Annotated in this window: 19 protein-coding genes and 1 pseudogene; 12 read left to right on the plus strand and 8 right to left on the minus strand. The window is 73.5% G+C overall.

From position 1 onward, the window contains the following. Positions 1–684 precede the first annotated feature (684 nt). Both QFZ64_RS35290 and QFZ64_RS03780 read left to right on the plus strand, forming a co-directional pair. Positions 685–768: pseudogene (locus QFZ64_RS35290) on the plus strand (hypothetical protein); the annotation flags it as partial. A gap of 160 nt (positions 769–928) precedes the next feature. Beyond that, complete coding sequence (locus QFZ64_RS03780) at positions 929–1,240, plus strand: hypothetical protein (protein ID WP_307062291.1); 312 nt, start codon at positions 929–931, stop codon at positions 1,238–1,240. A gap of 148 nt (positions 1,241–1,388) precedes the next feature. On the opposite strand, the gene QFZ64_RS03785 is transcribed toward QFZ64_RS03780, so the two are convergent. Then, positions 1,389–2,453: a biotin/lipoate A/B protein ligase family protein gene (locus QFZ64_RS03785; protein WP_307062293.1), complete on the minus strand. Its 1,065-nt coding sequence runs from the start codon at positions 2,451–2,453 to the stop codon at positions 1,389–1,391. Between the two features lie 199 nt (positions 2,454–2,652). Between QFZ64_RS03785 and QFZ64_RS03790 the strand changes: the two genes are divergently transcribed. The 3 genes from QFZ64_RS03790 (at position 2,653) to QFZ64_RS03800 (ending at position 5,237) form a co-directional block, all read left to right on the plus strand. Beyond that, positions 2,653–3,444 carry an SAM-dependent methyltransferase gene (locus QFZ64_RS03790; RefSeq protein ID WP_307062295.1) on the plus strand — a complete coding sequence of 264 codons (792 nt, stop codon included), beginning with the start codon at positions 2,653–2,655 and terminating at the stop codon, positions 3,442–3,444. 542 nt (positions 3,445–3,986) lie between these two features. Then, positions 3,987–4,703: a hypothetical protein gene (locus QFZ64_RS03795; protein ID WP_307062297.1), complete on the plus strand. Its 717-nt coding sequence runs from the start codon at positions 3,987–3,989 to the stop codon at positions 4,701–4,703. Positions 4,704–4,856: 153 nt separating this feature from the next. Beyond that, on the plus strand, positions 4,857–5,237 hold the full coding sequence (locus QFZ64_RS03800; protein WP_307062299.1) for a transglycosylase family protein: 381 nt from the start codon (positions 4,857–4,859) through the stop codon (positions 5,235–5,237). A 106-nt stretch (positions 5,238–5,343) separates the two neighbouring features. Here the strand turns inward: QFZ64_RS03800 and QFZ64_RS03805 are convergent, their stop codons facing one another. Then, positions 5,344–5,544, minus strand: a complete 201-nt coding sequence (locus QFZ64_RS03805; protein ID WP_307062300.1) for an SDR family oxidoreductase — start codon at positions 5,542–5,544, stop codon at positions 5,344–5,346. Positions 5,545–5,772: 228 nt separating this feature from the next. Continuing rightward, positions 5,773–6,648 (minus strand): SDR family oxidoreductase, encoded by an 876-nt coding sequence (locus tag QFZ64_RS03810; protein ID WP_307062302.1) that lies wholly within the window; start codon positions 6,646–6,648, stop codon positions 5,773–5,775. A gap of 121 nt (positions 6,649–6,769) precedes the next feature. Here QFZ64_RS03810 and QFZ64_RS03815 point away from each other — a divergent pair, with 121 nt between their 5' ends. Both QFZ64_RS03815 and QFZ64_RS03820 read left to right on the plus strand, forming a co-directional pair. Continuing rightward, positions 6,770–7,354: a TetR/AcrR family transcriptional regulator gene (locus QFZ64_RS03815; RefSeq protein WP_307062304.1), complete on the plus strand. Its 585-nt coding sequence runs from the start codon at positions 6,770–6,772 to the stop codon at positions 7,352–7,354. Positions 7,355–7,445: 91 nt separating this feature from the next. Then, positions 7,446–7,853 carry a hypothetical protein gene (locus QFZ64_RS03820; RefSeq protein WP_307062306.1) on the plus strand — a complete coding sequence of 136 codons (408 nt, stop codon included), beginning with the start codon at positions 7,446–7,448 and terminating at the stop codon, positions 7,851–7,853. Positions 7,854–7,997: 144 nt separating this feature from the next. Here QFZ64_RS03820 and QFZ64_RS03825 read toward each other — a convergent pair whose 3' ends face one another. After that, a complete protein-coding gene (locus QFZ64_RS03825) occupies positions 7,998–8,459 on the minus strand; it encodes a hypothetical protein (protein ID WP_307062308.1) in 462 nt (153 codons plus the stop codon). 397 nt (positions 8,460–8,856) lie between these two features. Between QFZ64_RS03825 and asnB the strand changes: the two genes are divergently transcribed. Together asnB and QFZ64_RS03835 are read left to right on the plus strand one after the other, a co-directional pair. Next, positions 8,857–10,701 (plus strand): asparagine synthase (glutamine-hydrolyzing), encoded by a 1,845-nt coding sequence (gene asnB, locus QFZ64_RS03830; protein WP_307062310.1) that lies wholly within the window; start codon positions 8,857–8,859, stop codon positions 10,699–10,701. A gap of 276 nt (positions 10,702–10,977) precedes the next feature. Beyond that, entirely contained in the window at positions 10,978–12,126 is a 1,149-nt protein-coding gene (locus QFZ64_RS03835; RefSeq protein WP_307062312.1) for a serine hydrolase, read from the plus strand. Positions 12,127–12,207: 81 nt separating this feature from the next. On the opposite strand, the gene QFZ64_RS03840 is transcribed toward QFZ64_RS03835, so the two are convergent. The 3 genes from QFZ64_RS03840 to QFZ64_RS03850 form a co-directional block, all read right to left on the minus strand. Beyond that, positions 12,208–12,675, minus strand: a complete 468-nt coding sequence (locus tag QFZ64_RS03840) for a hypothetical protein (protein WP_307062314.1) — start codon at positions 12,673–12,675, stop codon at positions 12,208–12,210. Positions 12,676–12,752: 77 nt separating this feature from the next. Then, positions 12,753–13,646 (minus strand): YegS/Rv2252/BmrU family lipid kinase, encoded by an 894-nt coding sequence (locus tag QFZ64_RS03845; protein WP_307062316.1) that lies wholly within the window; start codon positions 13,644–13,646, stop codon positions 12,753–12,755. Positions 13,647–13,658: 12 nt separating this feature from the next. Continuing rightward, entirely contained in the window at positions 13,659–15,374 is a 1,716-nt protein-coding gene (locus QFZ64_RS03850) for an FAD-binding oxidoreductase (protein WP_307071556.1), read from the minus strand. Between the two features lie 120 nt (positions 15,375–15,494). On the opposite strand from QFZ64_RS03850, the gene QFZ64_RS03855 reads away from it, so the two are divergent. The 3 genes from QFZ64_RS03855 to QFZ64_RS03865 all read left to right on the plus strand — a co-directional run bounded on the left by QFZ64_RS03855 (position 15,495) and on the right by QFZ64_RS03865 (position 18,050). Beyond that, entirely contained in the window at positions 15,495–16,118 is a 624-nt protein-coding gene (locus QFZ64_RS03855) for a TetR/AcrR family transcriptional regulator (RefSeq protein WP_307062318.1), read from the plus strand. After that, positions 16,115–17,680, plus strand: a complete 1,566-nt coding sequence (locus tag QFZ64_RS03860; RefSeq protein WP_307062320.1) for a glycerol-3-phosphate dehydrogenase/oxidase — start codon at positions 16,115–16,117, stop codon at positions 17,678–17,680. The genes QFZ64_RS03855 and QFZ64_RS03860 overlap by 4 nt, the downstream gene beginning before the upstream one ends. Before the next feature lie 94 nt (positions 17,681–17,774). Further along, complete coding sequence (locus tag QFZ64_RS03865) at positions 17,775–18,050, plus strand: hypothetical protein (RefSeq protein ID WP_307062322.1); 276 nt, start codon at positions 17,775–17,777, stop codon at positions 18,048–18,050. Here QFZ64_RS03865 and QFZ64_RS03870 read toward each other — a convergent pair. Further along, positions 18,044–18,703 (minus strand): hypothetical protein, encoded by a 660-nt coding sequence (locus QFZ64_RS03870; protein ID WP_307062324.1) that lies wholly within the window; start codon positions 18,701–18,703, stop codon positions 18,044–18,046. The two genes, QFZ64_RS03865 and QFZ64_RS03870, sit on opposite strands and share 7 nt — an antisense overlap. Positions 18,704–18,766: the final 63 nt, after the last annotated feature.

Below are 18,766 nucleotides of genomic sequence, written 5' to 3' on the forward strand. Positions count from 1 at the left end.
GACTGGCAGTTCCAGGACTGGCTGCACCGCGCCCGTGAACAACACGCGGTGTGGACACGGTCCGGGCGCCCGGCCGACCTGCTGGACGGCACCGATTTCACCGAGGGCATGTCCTGGTCCGCACGGCGCGGAATGCCGCCGACATCGCCGCCTTCCCCGATCGGTCCTCCGCCGCCGCGACCCGGCGCCGGCCGCGCCGGCGCTGGTGACGGTGCTGGCACTCGTCGCCTCCGGCACGGCGGTGACCGCGCTCGTCGAGCGGGGCCAGGCCGTCGCGCAAAGGCGCAGCGCCCTGGCCCGGACCGTCGCCGCGGAAGCGCAGAACCTGCTCAGGTCCCAGCCCGGCCCGGCCAGGCAACTCGCCATTACCGCCTACCGACTGGACCCGACGATCGGCACCGCCGGAACGGTGGCCGCACTGCAAGCCCCGGGCATCTTCGACCGCACCGACCCGTGCTCGATCTGGCCGCCGCCGGCGACGCCCGCACCCTGCTGCTGTCCACCGGCAGGAACATTGCCGTCTAGAACGCCTCCGGTGGCCGGATCAGCAGCGTCGCGGGTGTCGCCGCGGGGCCGCTCGCCGTCAGCCCGGACGGACGGGTGCCGGCGGACGGCACAGCGACAGGCGCCGTGAGGCTGTGGTCGCCGGCCGATCGCAGGCGCCCCGCGCCGCCGGCCGACCTCATGAGCAAGCCGCGCGCCGTCGCCGCCGTGGCCATCAGCGCGGACGCACGACTGCTCGCCGCGGGCGGTCCCGACAGCGCCGTCCGGCTCTGGGACATCTCCGCCCCCGCCGCGACCCGGCCTCTGCCGTCACTGACCGGCCACCCCGGGGGCGTCGACTCCCTGGCGTTCTCCCCGACCCGCCGTCTGCGTGGAGGACGGCGACACGAGCGACGTCATCGGTCCGGCGGACAATCGCGGACGGGTGTCACTGTGGGACGTCGGCGCCCCGCGGGCACCCGTGCCGCAGGGGGTCATGGCCTACCTGATCTCCATCAGCATCGCGGGAACCGTCGCCTTCAGCCCCACCGGACACTTTCTGGTGACCACGATCTCCGGATCGGTGGACGTGTGGAGCACCGTCCCGGAAGACGACGAGGACCAACTGTGCACGGCCGTCGGTGACGTGATCGACCAGGAGGAGTGGCGGCGGTACGTGCCCCATGAGCGGTACGCCCCGCCGTGCGCCCGGTCCGACCCCGGCAGAATCCACACGGTGCCCGCAGCCACCCCCTGACGGCCCCGGTGGCCGGGACCGTGGGAGGGCCGACGGCACTCGTCCCGGTGCTCCGGGTCACCGTCCGCGGCGGCACCCTCTTGCCGGCGAAGCGGCCACCGAGTTCCCGCCCCGCCCCAACCTCGACCGTGCGGTGCGCGTGGCCCTGTCACGGCACCCGCGCCGTCCACTCCGGGTCGCTGAACTTGGTGGTGGCCAGGTGCTCGGCCCGGGCCATCTCCTCGGCGGTGACCTGGCCGGACGTCAGGCCGTGACGGGCGCGGAAGGACGCGAGCATGCGGTCGATGACCGTCTCGCGCGGCAGACCCGTCTGCCTGCGCAGCGGGTCCACCCGCTTCTTCGCGCTGGCCGTGCCCTTGTCCGACATCTTCTCCTTGCCGATGCGCAGCACCTCCAGCATCTTGTCCGCGTCGATGTCATAACTCATCGTCACGTGATGCAGCACCGCACCCGGCCCGCCGTCGGTCGCCACCATCCGCTTCTGCGCGGCGCCACCGATCTTGCCGACCTCCGTGGCGATGTCGTTCAGCGGCTGGTACCACGCCTTGATCCCCATGTCACCGAGCGCGGCCAGCACCCACTCGTCCAGGTAGGCGTAGGACTCGGCGAACGACAGCCCGGAGACCAGCGGGGCCGGGACGGAGAGGGAGTACGTGACGGTATTTCCCGGTTCGACGAACATGGCGCCGCCGCCGGAGACGCGTCGGACGACCGTCACGTCGTGGCGGGCGGCGCCGGCGGGGTCGACCTCGTTGCGCAGGGACTGGAAGCTGCCGATGATGACGGCCGGTGACGCCCACTCCCACACGCGCAGTGTGGGCGGGCGGCGGCCGGCGGCCACCTCGGCGGTGAGTACCTCGTCCAGGGCCATGTGCAGGGCGGGCGACTGGGGCTCGTCGCGGATGAGCTGCCACTCGTAGTCGGACCAGTCCGTGGCCCGCGCCAGGGCCCGGCGGACGGCGACCGCCACTCCCTCCGCCGTGATGCCGTACATCACCGTGCCCTCGGGGAGCCCGCCCCTGACGCGGGCGGTCAGACCTGCCGCGTCGGTCTCGGCGGGGGCGCCCTCCAGCGACGCGTCGATGGCAGGCAGGGCCTCGTCGGGCTCCAGGAAGAAGTCCCCGGCCACCCGCACGTTGCGCAGCGCCCCCTCCACCACGTCCAGATCGACGACCACCAGCTTCCCACCGGGGATCTTGTACTCGCCATGCATCGCGCCCGCCTCCGTCGCTGTCACTCGGTGCCGGCATCCACCGTATGCGCGGGTGGGGGCGGTGGACATGGCACCCCGACCGGACCGGAGCTGCCCGCGGGTGCGGGCGGTCACAACCCGGGCCGTGCAGGGGGCAGATCGGAGTACGATCACCGAAAAAGTGCGGTGGAGGACCACCCCGCGGACGACGGAGCCTGCCATGACGAGTGCCACCCCTCAGCCTCCCCGGATCGACACCAGCAAGGCTCACCCCGCACGGGTCTACGACTGGCTGCTGGGCGGCAAGGACAACTACCCCGTCGACGAGGCCGTGGGCAGCACCCTGCCGCCCGAGGCACGCGACGGGGCGCGGCAGAACCGCGAGTTCATGCACCGCGCCGCCGCCTATCTCGCCGCGCAGGGCATCGACCAGTTCCTCGACATCGGCACCGGCATTCCCACCGCGCCCAACCTCCACCAGATCGTGCAGCGGACCGTGCCCTCCGCCCGCGTCGTCTACGCGGACAACGACCCGATCGTGCTGCGGCACGCCGAAGCCCTGCTCATCAGTGACCCCGCGGGTGCCACCGACTACATCCAGGCCGATGTGCGCGATCCGGACGAGATAGTGCGGCACGCGCGCGGTGTTCTCGACTTCGACCGGCCGATCGCGCTCTCGGTGATCGCCTTGATGCACTTCATCAGCGACGAGCAGGACGCCCACGGCATCGTCCGCAGGCTGGTGGACGTGCTGCCCCCGGGCAGCTACCTGGTCCTCTCGCACGCCGGGATCGACGTGTTCCCCGACCTGGCCCAGCAGGTGGTCGACCAGTACGCGAAGGGAGGCATCCGCCTCGCCTTCCGTACCCGTGAGGAGGTGGCCCGCTTCTTCGACGGACTCGAGTTGGTTCCGCCGGGCCTGGTCGCCGCCACCGAGTGGACCGGCTCCCCCACGCCTCCCGAGAACCCGGAGGGCAGCGGCATCTACGCGGCCGTGGCCCGTATTCCCTGACGGCCCTTGTCAGGACGGCCCGGTGGGCAGGTGGCCGGTGGACCGGTGACCGTACCCGGTCCACCCGGGCGCCCGCCGGGAGGCCGGCCACCAGCCAGGGCAGTCACGTTGCCGCCGCCAGGACCCCCAGCGCCGTGGACCCGGCGTCGAGTACCCCCGCAGAGACCTGCACGACACGGCGGGGCCTGGTGACCTCGCCGTGTCGTGCACGGAGATGGTGACCGCTACCGGATGCCCGTCGAACGGAGCGTCCGGTGTCCCGAGCCGACCCGGTACACCGCCTCCGAGTCGCCGGTGTGGACCAGGTGTGCGCCCCGCGAGGGCTCGGTGTGGCCGCCGAGGAGGGGGACGTGGACCTCGCCGCACGTTGTGGCGGCGTCCGCCGCACCGTCCGCGCCCCCGCGCCCTCCCGTCCCCGCCCGCTCTGGGCAACGGTTCGGCCAGATTGATGGCCAGTTGTCCTCTTGCCCCGCAGCTCACCCCTCCCGCCCGGGTAGCCCTATGACGTCCGCTCGGGCGGGCGCGGGTGGGGGGAGCCGGCCGTGGTGGCACGGAGGGAATCGTGGGAGGCGACGGGCGGTCCGCGGCGCGCCCGTCGCCGGCGCACACTCGACACACTGCGGGCGCAGGGACGGTACGGCCCCGAACTGCGGGACGTGCTGCCCGCGTTCGCCGGGCTGGTGGTGCTCGCCTGCGCACTGGCGGCCGGGCTCGCCCTGCTGTACCGGGCGAGCGGCGCCGTCGCTCCGACGGCGATCGCGGTCGCGGGGGGCCTGGCACTCCTCATGCTCTTCCTGTACCGCCGCCCGCACGCTCGCCGCCGGCACGGTTACTACACCCCCGAGGAACTGGCGGAATTGGACGTGACGGGGCTGGTCAAGGCGGTGGCGAGGATGCTGCGCCGGGAGGGGTGGCGGGTGCGGCGGCCGTCGCGGCCGGGCCTCCCGCGACTGGCGGCGCGGGACGCCGGGGGCCGACTGCTCGAGGTGGCGTTCCGGCCCGTCGCCGAACCCCTGCCCGGCGAGGACCCCTTGGGCGCGACGGCGGGGCCGCGCGCCCCGCAGCCGTCGTTGATGGTGGTGCACCGGGGCACCTTCAGCCGCCGGGACGCGTTGTGGGCACACAGACGGGGCGACGTGCACCTCATCGACGGTCCCCGGCTGAGGCGTTGGGCGGCGGGCACGCCGCTGAACGAACTCGACGGCGTTGGTGGTCTCGACGGCGGCGACGGTATCGACGGCCTCGACGGCGGCCCTTGAGCCGGAGCGTGGGCCCAAACCCGGAACCTGGCTCGGCCATGCCCGACCCGGCCCGACGTGACCCGGCCCGACCCCGCCCAACCTGCCCCGGCCCGCCACGAATGGAGGCATCCAATACCTCACCCTTTGGTCAGGTCATGTAACAGTTTGCGCATGATTGGTCATCAGTACTCTGACTCGGTCCTCTGCCGTGGCCGCCACCCCGGCGGACTCCGCACGGCGCTCACCCTCCTGACGACCGCCGTGGCCCTGCTCACCGGCCTCGTGGCGGCCCCGGCGGCCGCGGCAGCCGTCCCCGACGGGGTGCGGGGTCCCGACTGGGACGCCATCGCCGCGTGCGAGTCCAGCGGCAACTGGAAGGCCAACACCGGCAACGGGCACTACGGCGGACTGCAGTTCAAGCAGTCGAGCTGGGTCGCGGCCGGCGGCCTCCGGTACGCCGCGCGCGCCGATCTGGCCACCCGCGCCGAACAGATCGCCGTTGCCCGGAAACTGGCCGCGCTCCAGGGCATGTCGGCCTGGACCTGCGCCTGAGCCGCGCACCGGGGGGGGGCGGGCCGCCGTCGCGGTGGTCGTCGCGTACGCGCGGCCCGTCCCGGACTGGGGGAGACCGGGCGAGCCGCATCCTCTCCGCACACCGTCACTGGACCGGGCCGAGGGCGAAGCCGCCGTCGACGACGAGTTCCGAGCCGGTGGCGAAGCTCGCCCTGTCGGACGCCACGAACATGACGAAGGGCGTGATCTCGGCCGGCTGCGCCTGACGGGGGACGGCGAAACCGGCGGTGGGGACCAGTTCACACCACCGAGACGGGCCTCGGCGGCGGCGACGGCGGTCGTTCACTGGCCCTCGCTGGTGACGTCGGGCGTGACGCCGGGGGCCTGTCCGGGGGCCTGGGCGGCGATTCCCTCGGCGCCGTGGCGCGAGGCGACCACGGCGTTCGCGCCGGCTGCCGCGAACGCGTCGACCAGGTCCCGGCCGAGGGCGCCGCGGCACCGGTGATCAGAACGGTCCTGCCGATGAACTCGGACATGACGGCTCCCTGTCGGATCGGGCGTTTGATCGGGACGGTCAGCGCGCGGCGGTGAAGTCGTCCGCGTCGGTGGAACGGGCGAGCTCCCGCTGGGCCTCCAGCGCGCCGAGCCGGTCCCGAAGCGCCGCGGTGGCCGCCTGGTAGGCGTCCGAGCCGAGCGTGAGCCGCCTGGGCGCCTCGTCGAGGTCGGCGGAGGCGATGATCGCGGCAGCGATCTTCGCGGGGTCACCGGGGGCGGGCAGCGGCGGGAGCTCACCGGCCAGCGAGCGACGGAGCCGCCCCGGGGCCGCGTCCGCGTACGCGGGCAGCGGCGTGCCCATGTCTGCGCTGGGGCCGGCGAACGCGGTGCGTGCGACGCCGGGTTCGACGAGGGTGACGCCGATGCCGAACGGGGCGATGTCCACGGCGGCGGACTCCCAGAACCCTTCGATGCCCCACTTGGTCGCGTGGTAGAGGCTCATCGCCGGGAAGGCGACCTGCCCTCCGACGCTGGCGATCTGGACGATCCGTCCTCCACCCTGGGCGCGCAGACGCGGGATCACGGCCCGGGCCAGTTGGATCGAGCCGGTCAGGTTGGTCGCGATCTGGCGGTCGATCTGCTCGTCGGAGAGCTCCTCGGCCGCTCCGAACAGACCGTAACCGGCGTTCGACACGACCACGTCGATGTGTCCGAGTTCGGCGAACGCGCGGTCGACGACCGTCCGCACGGCCGCCGTGTCGGTCACGTCGAGCGTCGCACGCCACAACCGGTCGCCGTGCTCGGCGGCGAGGTCGTCCAGCGCGGCCGTCCTGCGAGCGGTGGCCGCGACACGGTCCCCGCGAGCGAGGAGTTGTTCGGCCAGTTCGCGGCCGAATCCGGAGGAGGTGCCGGTGATGAACCAGGTCCTGGTCCTGTCCGGCATCGTCCTGGTCATGTTCGTCATCGTCCTGGCCATCTTTCGCAGGTGGGGTCGAGCGTTAGTAACCATCCGGTTAGTTACAACTATGCCACGACCGGGCTTGGTATGCAACCGGATGGTTACCTACACTGGTGGCATGCCGCCCGACGCAACCCAGACCAAGCGCCGCATCCTCGGTGCCGCGCGCGCGGAGTTCGCCCGGTACGGCCTGGCCGGCGCCCGCGTCGAACGCATCGCGGAGAGCGCCAAGGCGAACAAGCGCTCCCTCTACGTGCACTTCGGCGCCAAGGAGGAACTGTTCGACCTCGTCGTCGCGCAGAGCCTGATGGAACTCGCCGATGCCGTGCCGTTCGACGCGACGGCGCTGCCGCAGTACGCGGGCGCGCTGTTCGACAGCCTCCAGGAGCGGCCGGACGTGCTCCGTCTGACCACGTGGGCCGCGCTCGAGAGACCGCAGCCGATCGAGGCCGAGCTCGACTCCTACCGCAGGAAGATCGCCGCCATCCGGGAGGCACAGTCCGCCGGGACCCTCTCGACGGCCCATGACGCCGTGAGCCTGCTCGCGATGGTCCTGGCTCTCGTCACGAGCTGGACCGGTTCCTCGTGGTCACTGCGCGCACTCGGCGACGGCACCGATCCCACGCGGCCGCCCGCGGAGTTCCGTACCCGCATGACGGCAGCCGTCGAGGCGCTGGTGGCAGGCGCCGGGGCCGGTCGCTGAGCCCGCCCCGGGGCGCGGGAAGCGAACGACGACCGTCCCGCCCGCACCGAGCCGCCGCACCGGAAGGCTCCGCCTCTGCTTGAATGCCCGAGTGATCGAATGTGCGTTCCTCGCGGTCGTCGCGGCCCTCGTCGGATGGCTGATGCGACGGAAGCGGCGGCAACGGTCGGACACGGTGGCTGCCGGGGAGTCCGCCGGGGTGCCGTGCATGCTCAAGTGGGCTGCTCAGAGCGCTCGTTGGCGGGCGGGACGACTGCTCGTGGGGCACTCCGGTCCGCTCGTCTGGACGCCTTCCTTCGGTAAGCGCGAGACCGTGCTGCCGGCCGGTCTGCGTCGGGCGGAGGTGCGGACACCCTCGGTGCGGGAGGCGCTCGCCATCAACCCGGGATCCCGGATCGTGCGGTGCGAGTCGTCCGACGGCGACATCCTGATCGCGGTCATGCCGGACGACTTGGCCACCATGATCGCCGCTCTCGAGGACGACGTCCGGGACGTGTAGCGAAAGGGGCGCCGACCGCCCGCAGGGCGGGCCGGACGAGCGTGCGCGCCGGACATTGCCGAACATTGCCGGACAGGGGGGAGCTTCGGCGACAGACCCCGGCCCAGGTGGGTCACTGCGGGGGCGGGTCGGTCCGGAGGCGGGTCAGTCCGGCGGGGTGTCCGGGCGGGCCGTGTGGTCGGGGTGGCCGCCGGTACGGCGGGACTCCTTCATCTCCGCCTCGTAGAGGTGGTCCTTGCCGTCGGCCAGTTCGTCGCGGGCGGCCGCCTCCAACGCCTTGAAGGGCTCGTAGTAGGTGGCGTTGTAGGCCTCGACGATCTGGAAGGTCCAGTGTCCCGGGATGACGTTGCGGCCGAGGATCTCCCGCTGCACCCGGTCGGCCCACCCGTCGTGTCCCGCCGCGCGCAACAACTCGACCGCGCGGTCGAGTTGGAGGTCGGCGGTGCCGGTGAGCTGGTGCAGTGAGTACAGGTGGCCGCGTGCCCGTTCGGTCGTCTCCAGGGCCTTGGAGAGGGCGCCCAGGGCCTCCACGGTGGTGTCCGTGACTCCGTCGGGGCGCTGGTGGGCCCGGTCCGGGCCGTCGTCGTGCGTGTGCGTGGCTCCCATGGTTCGCATAGTGCCCCCGGGTCGGCGGGGGCACGCGTCCGGGCGGGAGGAGGGAAGCCGTTCGGGTGTTCCTCCGCTTGCCCGTGGGGCGCGGGACGTCGGTCCGTCCGGCGAGTTGAGGAAGTCTTTGCCGTTGGCCGATTCCCGTCCGGTGTCCGTCGTCCGTGTCCGTCGTCCGTGTCCGTCGTTTCCGTCCGGGGGTGCCGGGTGTGGTCCCCCTCCGGGGGCCTCACGGACATCTCGACGAGTTTTCCCGTACGCAAAGTGCGGCCGAAAGTGCGGGGTTCGACGCGCGTCGACCGGGCCTGTCTCGTTGACCGTGCCGAGGACGTGTCACACGCTCGACGTGCACCACATAGGTGCTTCATGCAACTGGTTCGGCCAGTGGAGGTAACACATGTGCGGCATCACCGGCTGGGTCTCCTTCGACCGCGAACTGCGCGCCGAGGACGCGGCACTGCGCGCGATGACCGAGACGATGGCCTGCCGTGGCCCCGACGACCAGGGCGTCTGGGCCGAGGGTCCCGCGGCCCTCGGACACCGCCGGCTCGCCGTCATCGACCTGCCCGGCGGCCGGCAGCCGATGACGGTCGACACCCCGCAGGGAACGGTGGCGCTGGTCTACTCCGGGGAGACGTACAACTTCACCGAGCTGCGCCGCGAACTCACCGACCGCGGGCACCGGTTCACGACCGACTCCGACACCGAGGTCGTGCTCCGCGGTTATCTCGAATGGGGCGACACACTGGCCGAGCGGCTCAACGGCATGTACGCCTTCGCGCTCTGGGACGGCCGCCGGCAGCGGCTCGTCATGGTCCGCGACCGCATGGGCATCAAGCCGTTCTACTACTCCCCCACCGCCGACGGTGTCCTGTTCGGCTCGGAGCCCAAGGCCGTCCTCGCCAACCCGCTGGCCTCCCGCCGGGTCCGCCTGGACGGTCTGCGCGAGTTGTTCACATTCGTCAAGACTCCGGGGCACGCCGTGTGGGACGGCATGCGCGAGGTCGAGCCCGGCACGGTGGTCACCGTCGACCGCGACGGCGTGCGCGCCCGCGTCTACTGGGAGCTGGAGACCCGTCCGCACACCGACGACCGGGACACCACGGTCGCCACCGTCCGCACCCTGCTCGACGACATCGTGCGCCGCCAACTCGTCGCCGATGTGCCGCGCTGCACCCTGCTCTCCGGTGGTCTGGACTCCTCCGCGCTGACCGCGCTGGCGGCCCGGCAGCTCGACGAGCGGGGCGAGAAGGTGCGCAGCTTCGCCGTCGACTTCGCCGGCCAGGCGGACAACTTCGTCGCCGACGAACTGCGCGGCACCCCCGACACACCGTTCGTGCACGACGTGGCCCGCGCCTCGCGCACCGACCACCAGGACATCGTCCTGGACGCGCAGGCGCTCGCCGACCCGGAGGTGCGGGCCACGGTCGTACGCGCCCGGGACCTGCCGATGGGCTTCGGCGACATGGACGCCTCGCTGTATCTGCTGTTCAAGGCGGTCCGCGGGCAGTCCACCGTCGCCCTGTCCGGGGAGTCGGCGGACGAGGTGTTCGGCGGTTATCTGCAGTTCTTCGACGAGGAGGCGCGGCGCGCGGACGCCTTCCCCTGGCTGGTGCAGTTCGGCCGCCACTTCGGTGACGACACCGGCGTACTGCGCCCGGAGCTGACCCGCTCCCTCGATCTGGAGGGGTACGTCGCCGACAACTACCGCACCGCCGTCGCCGGGATCCGGCGGCTGGACGGGGAGAGCGACTTCGAGTGGCGGATGCGGAGGATGTCCCATCTGCACCTGACCCGGTTCGTGCGGGCACTGCTCGACCGGAAGGACCGGATGAGCATGGCGGTCGGTCTCGAGGTCCGGGTGCCGTTCTGCGACCACCGGCTGGTCGAGTACGTGTACAACGCGCCCTGGGCGCTGAAGTCGTTCGACGGCCGGGAGAAGACCCTGCTGCGGGAGGCTACGGCGGACGTGCTGCCGAAGTCGGTGTACGACAGGGTCAAGAGCCCGTATCCGTCCACCCAGGACCCGAAGTACGGCCTCGCCCTCCAGGACCAGGCCAAGGAGCTGCTCTCCCGGCCCTCGCACCCGGTCTTCGACCTCGTGGACCGCGACCGGCTGCACCGGCTGGCTCACCGCGACAGCCCGTCCGGCACGCAGGCGGCCCGTCGCGGACTGGAGAAGACGCTGGACCTGGCTGTGTGGATGGACCTGTACGCCCCGGAGCTCGTCCTGGACGAATGACGCGTGCGGCGTGCGGCGTGCGGCGTGCGGCGTGCGGCGTGCGGCGTGCGGCGTGCGGCGTGCGGCGTGCGGCTACCGTACGTGCCGAGCGGCACGTACGTAGCGACGCGTAGCGAGCGACGCGTGTGCGTGCGGACCGATGAGTTCGGGGCGCGGGGCCGGTCTCCTCTCCGAACGCCCGTGGTGGATCCGCGGCGTTCACGCCGCGCGGACCGCCCGCGCGTGCCCGGGACCCGGGAACGAGGCCCGGTGACCGAAGGATGGGGAGGCGGGCTCATGACCGCGCTGGAGGATCTGCTGTCGGGGTACATCGGCAAGGGCTGGGCACCGGGGGCGGTGGCGCTGGTTGCCCGGGGCGAGGAGGTCGAGGCGGCGGCCGTCGGCACCCGGGCGGCCGGGGGCTCCGGCCCGATGACCCGGGACACGCTCTTCCGGATCGCCTCGCTCACCAAGCCGATCACGGCCGCGGCGGTGATGCTGCTGGTCGACGACGGCCGGATCTCCCTGGACGATCCGGTCGCCACCTGGCTGCCGGAGTTGGCCGAACCGCGCGTCGTACGGACTCCGCGGAGCGAACTGGACGACACGGTGCCCGCGGCCCGGCCGATCACCGTGTTCCATCTGCTCTCCTCGCAGGCGGGATACGGCTTGGCCCCCGACTTCTCGCTGCCGCACGTGCGCGGGCTGTTCGGACTGCAGGGCGGGAGCTGGGAGCCCGCGGGCTTCCCCTCCCCCGACACCTGGCTGGCCCGGCTCGGGGAGTACCCGCTGCTGCACCACCCGGGGGACGCCTGGCTCTACAACACGTGTTCCGACCTGCAGGGCATGCTCGTCGCCCGGGTGACCGGGCGGTCGCTGCCGGAGTTCCTGGCCGAGCGGATCCTCGCACCGCTCGGCATGTCGGACACGGGTTTCTTCGTCCCGCCGAGCAGGCGCGACAGGTTCACCACGTGCTACCGGTCCGATCCGGACGGTGGTCTGGTGGAGACCGACGCGCCCGACGGCATGTGGAGCACCGAGCCGGGATTCGCCTCCGGCGCCGGCGGGCTCGTCTCCACCGTCGACGACTGGCTGGCGTTCGCCCGGATGCTGCTGGCCGACGGCGCGGCGCCGGACGGACGGCGGGTGCTCTCGGCGTCCTCGGTGCGGCTGATGCGCACCGATCACACGAGCGCCCGGCAGCGGGCCGCGAGCGAGCTGTTCCTGCAGGGGCAGGGCTGGGGCTTCGGTGGCTCGGTGGACCTCGACACGCGCGACCCGTGGACTTCCCCGGGCCGTTACGGGTGGGTCGGCGGCACGGGCACCACGGCCCATGTCGATCCCGCCACCGGCACGGTCGCCGTCCTGATGACCCAGCGGTTCATGAACGGCCCGGTCCCGGAGGACGTCATGCGGGACTTCTGGCAGTACGCGGCCCGGGCGTGAGGGCGTCGTGTCGGTCGGCGAGGAGGTGTGCGGTCGACGAGGGCCCATCCCGGCGTCCGCCGCCGTGCGGTCCGCGGCTGCTCAGCCCCGGTGGTCGGTGGCGGACACGATGCCGTAGGTGACGAGTCCGTAGACGACGTGCGGGACGACGTCGGACAGCCAGTCCTTGGCGGACCATGTACGGGGGTCGCTGACGCCTGTGCGGGCGATCGGCAGGTCGGTCGCGGCCATGACCAGGACTCCGGTGACCGGCCCGCCCAGCCGCACGGGTACACGCGCACCCGCGCGGTGGACGAGTGCGACGGCGGCGCCCGCCACGACGCCGACGGCGATGCCGGACAGGGCACCGAGGCCGGAGAGCCGGTTGTCGCGCAGGTCACCGGTGCCGGGAACCGGGTGCCCGGTGTCCGTGGTGATCCTGTCCACCACGTCCTGCGGGGCGCTGCTGGTCGGCCTGCCCCGCAGCGCCATGTCGGCGTAGGTGACGGCATTGAGTGCGGTGGTGCCGGCGGCTCCCGCTGCGCAGCCACGGGCGAGGGTCTGGAACATGCCGTGCCGGGTTCCCCGTCGGCCGCGCCGAAACCGACGGGCGGGTTCCGTCGGCGTCGTGCGACGGGTCCTGCGGGTCAGTACAGCACGCTGAGCGCGCCCGGCAGGACCCGCGCGGTGACGGGCAAGGTGGCCTCGACCTCGCCGTCCGCCCCGTAGGGGACGGCACGGTCGGCCTCGATGCGGATCTCCCGCCCGCGCAGGACGCGCACCTCAAGGCGGTTGACGTGGGCGCCGGTGCGCAGTTCCCGCATGAGGGCGAAGAAGAGCCGTCGCGGGGCGTGGCTGATCATCACCACCTCCAGCAGCCCGTCGTCGACCCGGGCGTCGGGCGCGATGAGGCGGCCCGAGCCGTAGTACGGGGAGTTGGCGGCGACGACGGTGTAGCCGTGGTGGGCGTGCTCCTCGCCGTCGACGGTGACGTGGTACCGGGCCGGCCGCCAGGTGGCGACGGCGCGCAGGCCTCCGGCGTAGTAGGAGGCGGCGCCTCGCAGCAGTGCCGCGTGGTTGGCGTGCCGGTTGGCCAGGGCGTCGACGCCGGCGTAGACGCTCCCCAGGACGACGGTGCGGTGGTGGACGGCGGACTCGATCTCGACGGTGTCGACGGGGCGTGGATCGTGGTGGAGGAGAACCCGGGCGAGGTCGGCCGGGTCGGTGGGCAGACCGAGGGCGCGGGCGAAGTCGTTGCCGCGTCCGGCGGGTACCAGGCCGAGCACGGTGCCGGTACCGCTGAGGGCGCCGCCGATGCCGCCCGCGATGCCGTCCCCGCCGACGGCGAGGACCACCCGGCCGCGTTCCCCGGCGAGCCGGGCGAGTTCCTGGGCGTGGGACAGGCTGCGGCTGTACTCGGTCTCCAGTTCGGCGCCCGCCTCGCGCAGCGGTCGGGCGACCTTCAGCAGTGCCTCGGCCGCGGTGGAGCCGCCCGCCGTGGGGTTGACGACGGCCGTGAACCGTCGCGTCGGGTGGGACATCGGGGTGTCTCCTCAGTCGACGGGCGGATCGGCGGGCGGGGCGACGGGTGGAACGGGAAGCGGGGTGACGGGTGAGGCGGCGGGTCGGGCGGCCGACAGGGTGGAGGTGGGGGTCTGCGTCGGGGTCGACCGCCGGTCGTCGTCGGGGAGCAGGACGCCCGGGTTGAGTATGCCGTCGGGGTCCAGGCGGCGTTTGACCGCGCGCAGTGCCTCGATCCCCAGGGGGCCCGCCTCGCGGAGGTATCCGTCCCGGTGGTCGGTGCCGATCCCGTGGTGGTGGCTGATGGTGCCGCCCGCGGCCAGGATCGCCTCACCGGCGGCCCGTTTGGCCGGCGCCCAGTGTGCCACGGGGTCCGCGCCCTGCGCCGAGACGACCGTGAAGTAGAGCGAGGCGCCGTTCTCGTACACGTGGGAGATGTGGCACATGACCAGGGGCGGGGTCCCGGCGTCGGTGAGCGTCGTGGTGAGCGCCTCGCGCACGGCGGCGTACAGGCCGGGCAGCCGGGACCAGAACGCGGCGGTCTCCAGTGTCTCGGCGAACGCTCCCGCGTCGAGCAGGGAGTCGCGCAGGTACGGCGCCGAGTAGCGGCCCTCTGCCCAGTGGGTGCCCGGTTCCTCGCCCAGGTATGTGCCGCCGCACTCGCGCAGGACGGCGGCGGCGTGCTCGCGGCGGTGGGCGGTGTCCTCCTCGGTGCCCTCGTATCCCGTGACGGCGAGGCAGCCGTCGCCCCCGTGGGCGTCCGGGGAGGCGAGGTGGCCGGGCCGGGCGAGGCCGGCGAGGGTCTCCGTCTCGTCGGAGAGCCGCAGCACGGTGGGCCGGGGGCCGTCCTGGGCGAGCCGGCGCAGGGCGGTGGCTCCCTCGTCGAAGGACGCGAACCGCCAGCCCTCGTGGACGCGGCTGCGGGGGGCGGGGCGGACGCGCACCGTCACGGAGGTGATGACGCCGAACGCGCCCTCGGAGCCGAGGACCAGTTGTCGCAGGTCGGGTCCGGCCGCCGAGCGGGGGGCGCGGCCCGCGTCGAGGGTGCCCTCGGGGGTGGCGAGGGTGAGGCCCAGCACCATTTCGTCGAAGCGGCCGTACCCGGCGGAGGCCTGCCCGCTGGAGCGGGCCGCGGCGAAGCCGCCGATGGTGGCCCACTCGTAGGACTGCGGGAAGTGACCGAGGGTGAAGCCGTGTTCGGCGAGAAGTGCCTCCGCGCGCGGTGCGCGCAGGCCGGGCTGCAGGGTGGCGGTGCGGGAGACGGGGTCCAGGTCGAGCAGCCGGTCCATGCGGCGCAGGTCCAGGGCGACGAAGGGGGCGCCGCCCTCGGGGGCGAGTCCGCCGACGACGGACGTGCCGCCGCCGAAGGGGACGCAGGACAGGCCGTGGTCGGCGCAGGCCCGCAGGACGGCGAGCACCTCGTCGTGGTCGGCGGGGAGGACGACGGCGGCCGGGGCCCCGTCGGTGTCGCCGCGCCGGATGCGCAGCAGGTCGGGTGTGGATTTGCCGCGGGTGTGCCGGACGCGGTTCTCGGCGTCGGTGCGGACATGCTCCGGTCCGTCGCCGACGGCGGCGACCAGGGCGGCCCGGGCCGCGGGTGTCAGCGGCGACGGGGGGACGGCGAGGTCGTCCAGGGCGAGCGGCGGGTCGGTGCGCGGGGTGACGCCGAGCAGGTCGCGCAGCAGGTCGGTGACCGTCGCGGGCAGCGCCGTCGCCCGGGCCGGATCGCCCCAGCCGCTCCACAGCATGTCCGACATCGTGGGTGTCCTCACCGGTCGCTCGTCCTGCGTGCTGTCTTCTTGTCCGGCCCGGGGTGCGGTCCGTGGTGGCTTGTGTGCGGTCCGTACCCGGGAGTTACACTGTGACACATGACGCCTATCCGTCACAATGGCTCGCACAGTGATCCAGCGCTCGATCCGGTGCTCGATCCGGTGCTCGACGCGGTGCGCGACCGGGTGCTGGCCGTCGGGGTCCGCCGCACCACCCTCACCGACGTGGCCCGCCGTGCGGGCGTGTCCCGGATGACGCTGTACCGGCGCTGGCCCGACGTGCGGACCCTGGTCGGCGATCTGATGACCCGCGAGTGGATCGCGGCGGCCACCGCGGCGATGCCGGCCCCGACGGCGGACCTCACAGGGCGTGCCCGGATCGTCGAGTCGCTGGTGAACGGGGTCGGGGCCTTCCGGTCGCACCCGCTTTTCCGCAAGATCGTCGACGTGGATCCGGAGCTGCTCCTGCCGTATGTGCTGGACCGGCGCGGCGCGAGCCAGGACGCCCTGCTGGAGCTGCTCGCCGCGGCCGTGCGCGAGGGGCACGCGGACGGCTCCGTACGCCCGGGACACGCCGAACGGCAGGCGCGGACGCTGCTGTTGGTCGTGCAGTCGTTCACGCTGTCGCTGCGCACGATGACGGACGAGGACGACCCCGGGCTGACCACCGCGGCATTCACCGCCGAGCTGCGCACCCTGCTGGAGAGGACCCTCACCCCGTGACCGCCTCCACCGTCCCGGCCGCCCTGCCCGCGACCGCCTCGACCTCGCTGTCCGCCGCCCGCCGGACCCGTGAACTGGCCACGACCGTCGGTGGTCCGGCCGTCGACGTCCTGGTCGTGGGCCTCGGCGCGACCGGCGCGGGCGTCGCCCTGGACGCCGCCTCCCGAGGGCTCTCGGTCGCCGCGATCGACGCCCACGACCTCGCGTTCGGCACTTCCCGCTGGAGCTCCAAGCTGATCCACGGCGGGCTGCGCTACCTCGCGGCCGGGCAGTTCGACGTGGCGTACGAGAGCGCGGTCGAGCGCGGGGTGCTGATGGAGCGGACCGCCCCCCATCTGGTGCGCGCGCAGCCGTTCGTCCTGCCGCTGACTCCCCTGGTGTCGCGCGGCGGGGCCGCTCTGGCCTGGGCGGGCTTCCGCGCCGGTGACGCGTTGCGGGTCGCGGCGCGCACCGCCCGGGCCACCCTGCCGGCCCCGCGGCGGCTGACCGCCGTGGAGACCTGCCGCCTGGCGCCCGCGCTGCGGGACGCCGGGCTGCGCGGCGGGCTGCTGTCCTGGGACGGCCGGCTCGTCGACGACGCCCGTCTGGTGACCGCCCTCGCGCGCACCGCGGCCCGCCGGGGCGCCCGGATCCTCACTCGGGTGCGGGCGCTGGAACTCGACGGCTCCGGCGCCCGGGTGCGCGACGAACTCACCGGCGAGGAGGGCGTGATCCGGGCCCGGGCGGTGGTCAACGCGGCGGGGGTGTGGGCGGGCGGCCTCGTCGACGGCGTGCGCATCCGGCCCTCGCGCGGCACCCATCTCGTGCTGCGCGGGGACCTCCTCGGTCCACTGCCGGCCGGGCTGCACATACCGGTGCCCGGGGAGACCAACCGGTTCGTGCTCGTCCTGCCGCAGGACGACGGGCGGGTGTACGTGGGTCTCACCGACGAGCCGGTGGAGGGGACGGCCGTGCCGGACGTGCCCGAGGTGCCGGAGACCGACATCGGGTTCCTGCTGGACGTGGTGGGGACCGCGCTGGGGGTGCCGGTCCGGCGGGCGGACGTGGCGGGCGCGTTCGCGGGGCTGCGGCCGTTGCTGGACGGCGGGGCGGGCTCGGAGGGCGGCACCGCCGACCTCTCGCGGCGGCACGCGGTGCTCACCTCGTCGCAGGGGGTGGTCACCGTGGTCGGCGGCAAGCTGACGACGTACCGGCGGATGGCGCAGGACGCGGTCGACGCGCTGGTGGCAGGGGGGCGGGTCGCGGCCGGGCCCTCCAGGACGGCGTCGCTGCCGTTGGTGGGGGCGGGGCCCGCCCCGGCGGGCGTCCCGCGAAGGCTGGTGCGGCGGTACGGGACGGAGGCCGCGGCGGTGCACGCCCTGGGGGCGGCCGACCCGGAACTGCGGGAGCCGGTCGTGCCGGGGTATCCGGTGACCCGGGCGGAGCTGTGGTGGGGGGTGCGGCACGAGGGGGCGCTGGACGTGGCGGACCTGCTGGACCGCCGCTGCCGGCTCGGACTCGTCGCCGGGGAACGGGACGGGGCGGTGGGGGCGGCGCGGGAGGCGCTGAGCGGGGGCGGGTGAGCGCGCGGGCGTGGGTGTCCTCTCCCCCCTTCCCCCCTCCTCCCCCCTTCCTCCTCGACGCGCGCCTCGTCCCCCCGCTGCTTACGATCCGAACGTGGCACACACTCTCGACGAACTGGTGGCGATGCAACGCGCCGCCGACCAGGCGCACAACCGTGTCGAGGAGCTGCGCGACTCCTTCGGCCCGCCCGCGCACCACAAGTGGACGGAGGTGCAGACGGACACCTACGAGACCGCCTGGCGGGCCTGGCGGGACCTCGCCCGGGACGTGCAGGCCGCGGTGACCCGGTACGCCAAGGACGAGGGGAAGCCACGCAGCGCCGTCGAGGAGGAGGTCAGGCGCACGGCACGGCACCCGCCGGCTCAGTAGAGCTTCTTCACCGCCGTGACGGTCGTGGCCTCGAAGTCCGCGACCGGTGCCTGCGCGAACGTCCCCATCTGCCCCCATCGCACGACCGTCACGGTGGTGCCGTCACGGCCGACGGAGAAGAGGCTGATGTCGGAGGCACCGTAGGACGACTCCGTGTGGACGCCGAACACGTCGGCGCCCTCCTCCACGTTCAGCCGCCCGTAGTACTCGACGCGCGCGGTGATGTCCGGGTTCTCCGCCGCCACCTTCCGTGCGCAGCCGGCGAGGTCCTTGCGCAGCAGCGCGGCGAACTCCTGCGCCCGCCGCACACTGCGCTCCACGACCGTCGCCTGCAGGGCGCCGGTGTCGTACTCGGTCCAGAACCGGCGGTGGGCGGTGGTCGACGGCAGCGCCTCGCCCACGCAGAACGGCAGCGGGTCCGGCCGGCCCTCGGTCACGTCCCCGGCGTACCAGTCGGAGGACGGGTGCGAAGGCAGTTCGCCCGGCTCCAGGAACCGCGGCACGCCGGGATCGGACGTCGCGGCCGTCGCCGGGACGGCGGCCGGACCGACGGCGACGGCGACGGCGACGACGGCCACGACGGCCACGGATGCGGCCGGCGCCACCTGGACGCGGCGGATGCCGCGCCGGGCCCGGCGGATATGAATGGTCATGATCGTTCCCCCTGTTGGTGGTACGAGGCGCGCACCGCTTGTTGGCGATACACGCCCCCTACG

Origin of the sequence: Streptomyces sp. B3I8 (assembly GCF_030816915.1) — a bacterium.
Lineage (GTDB): Bacteria > Actinomycetota > Actinomycetes > Streptomycetales > Streptomycetaceae > Streptomyces.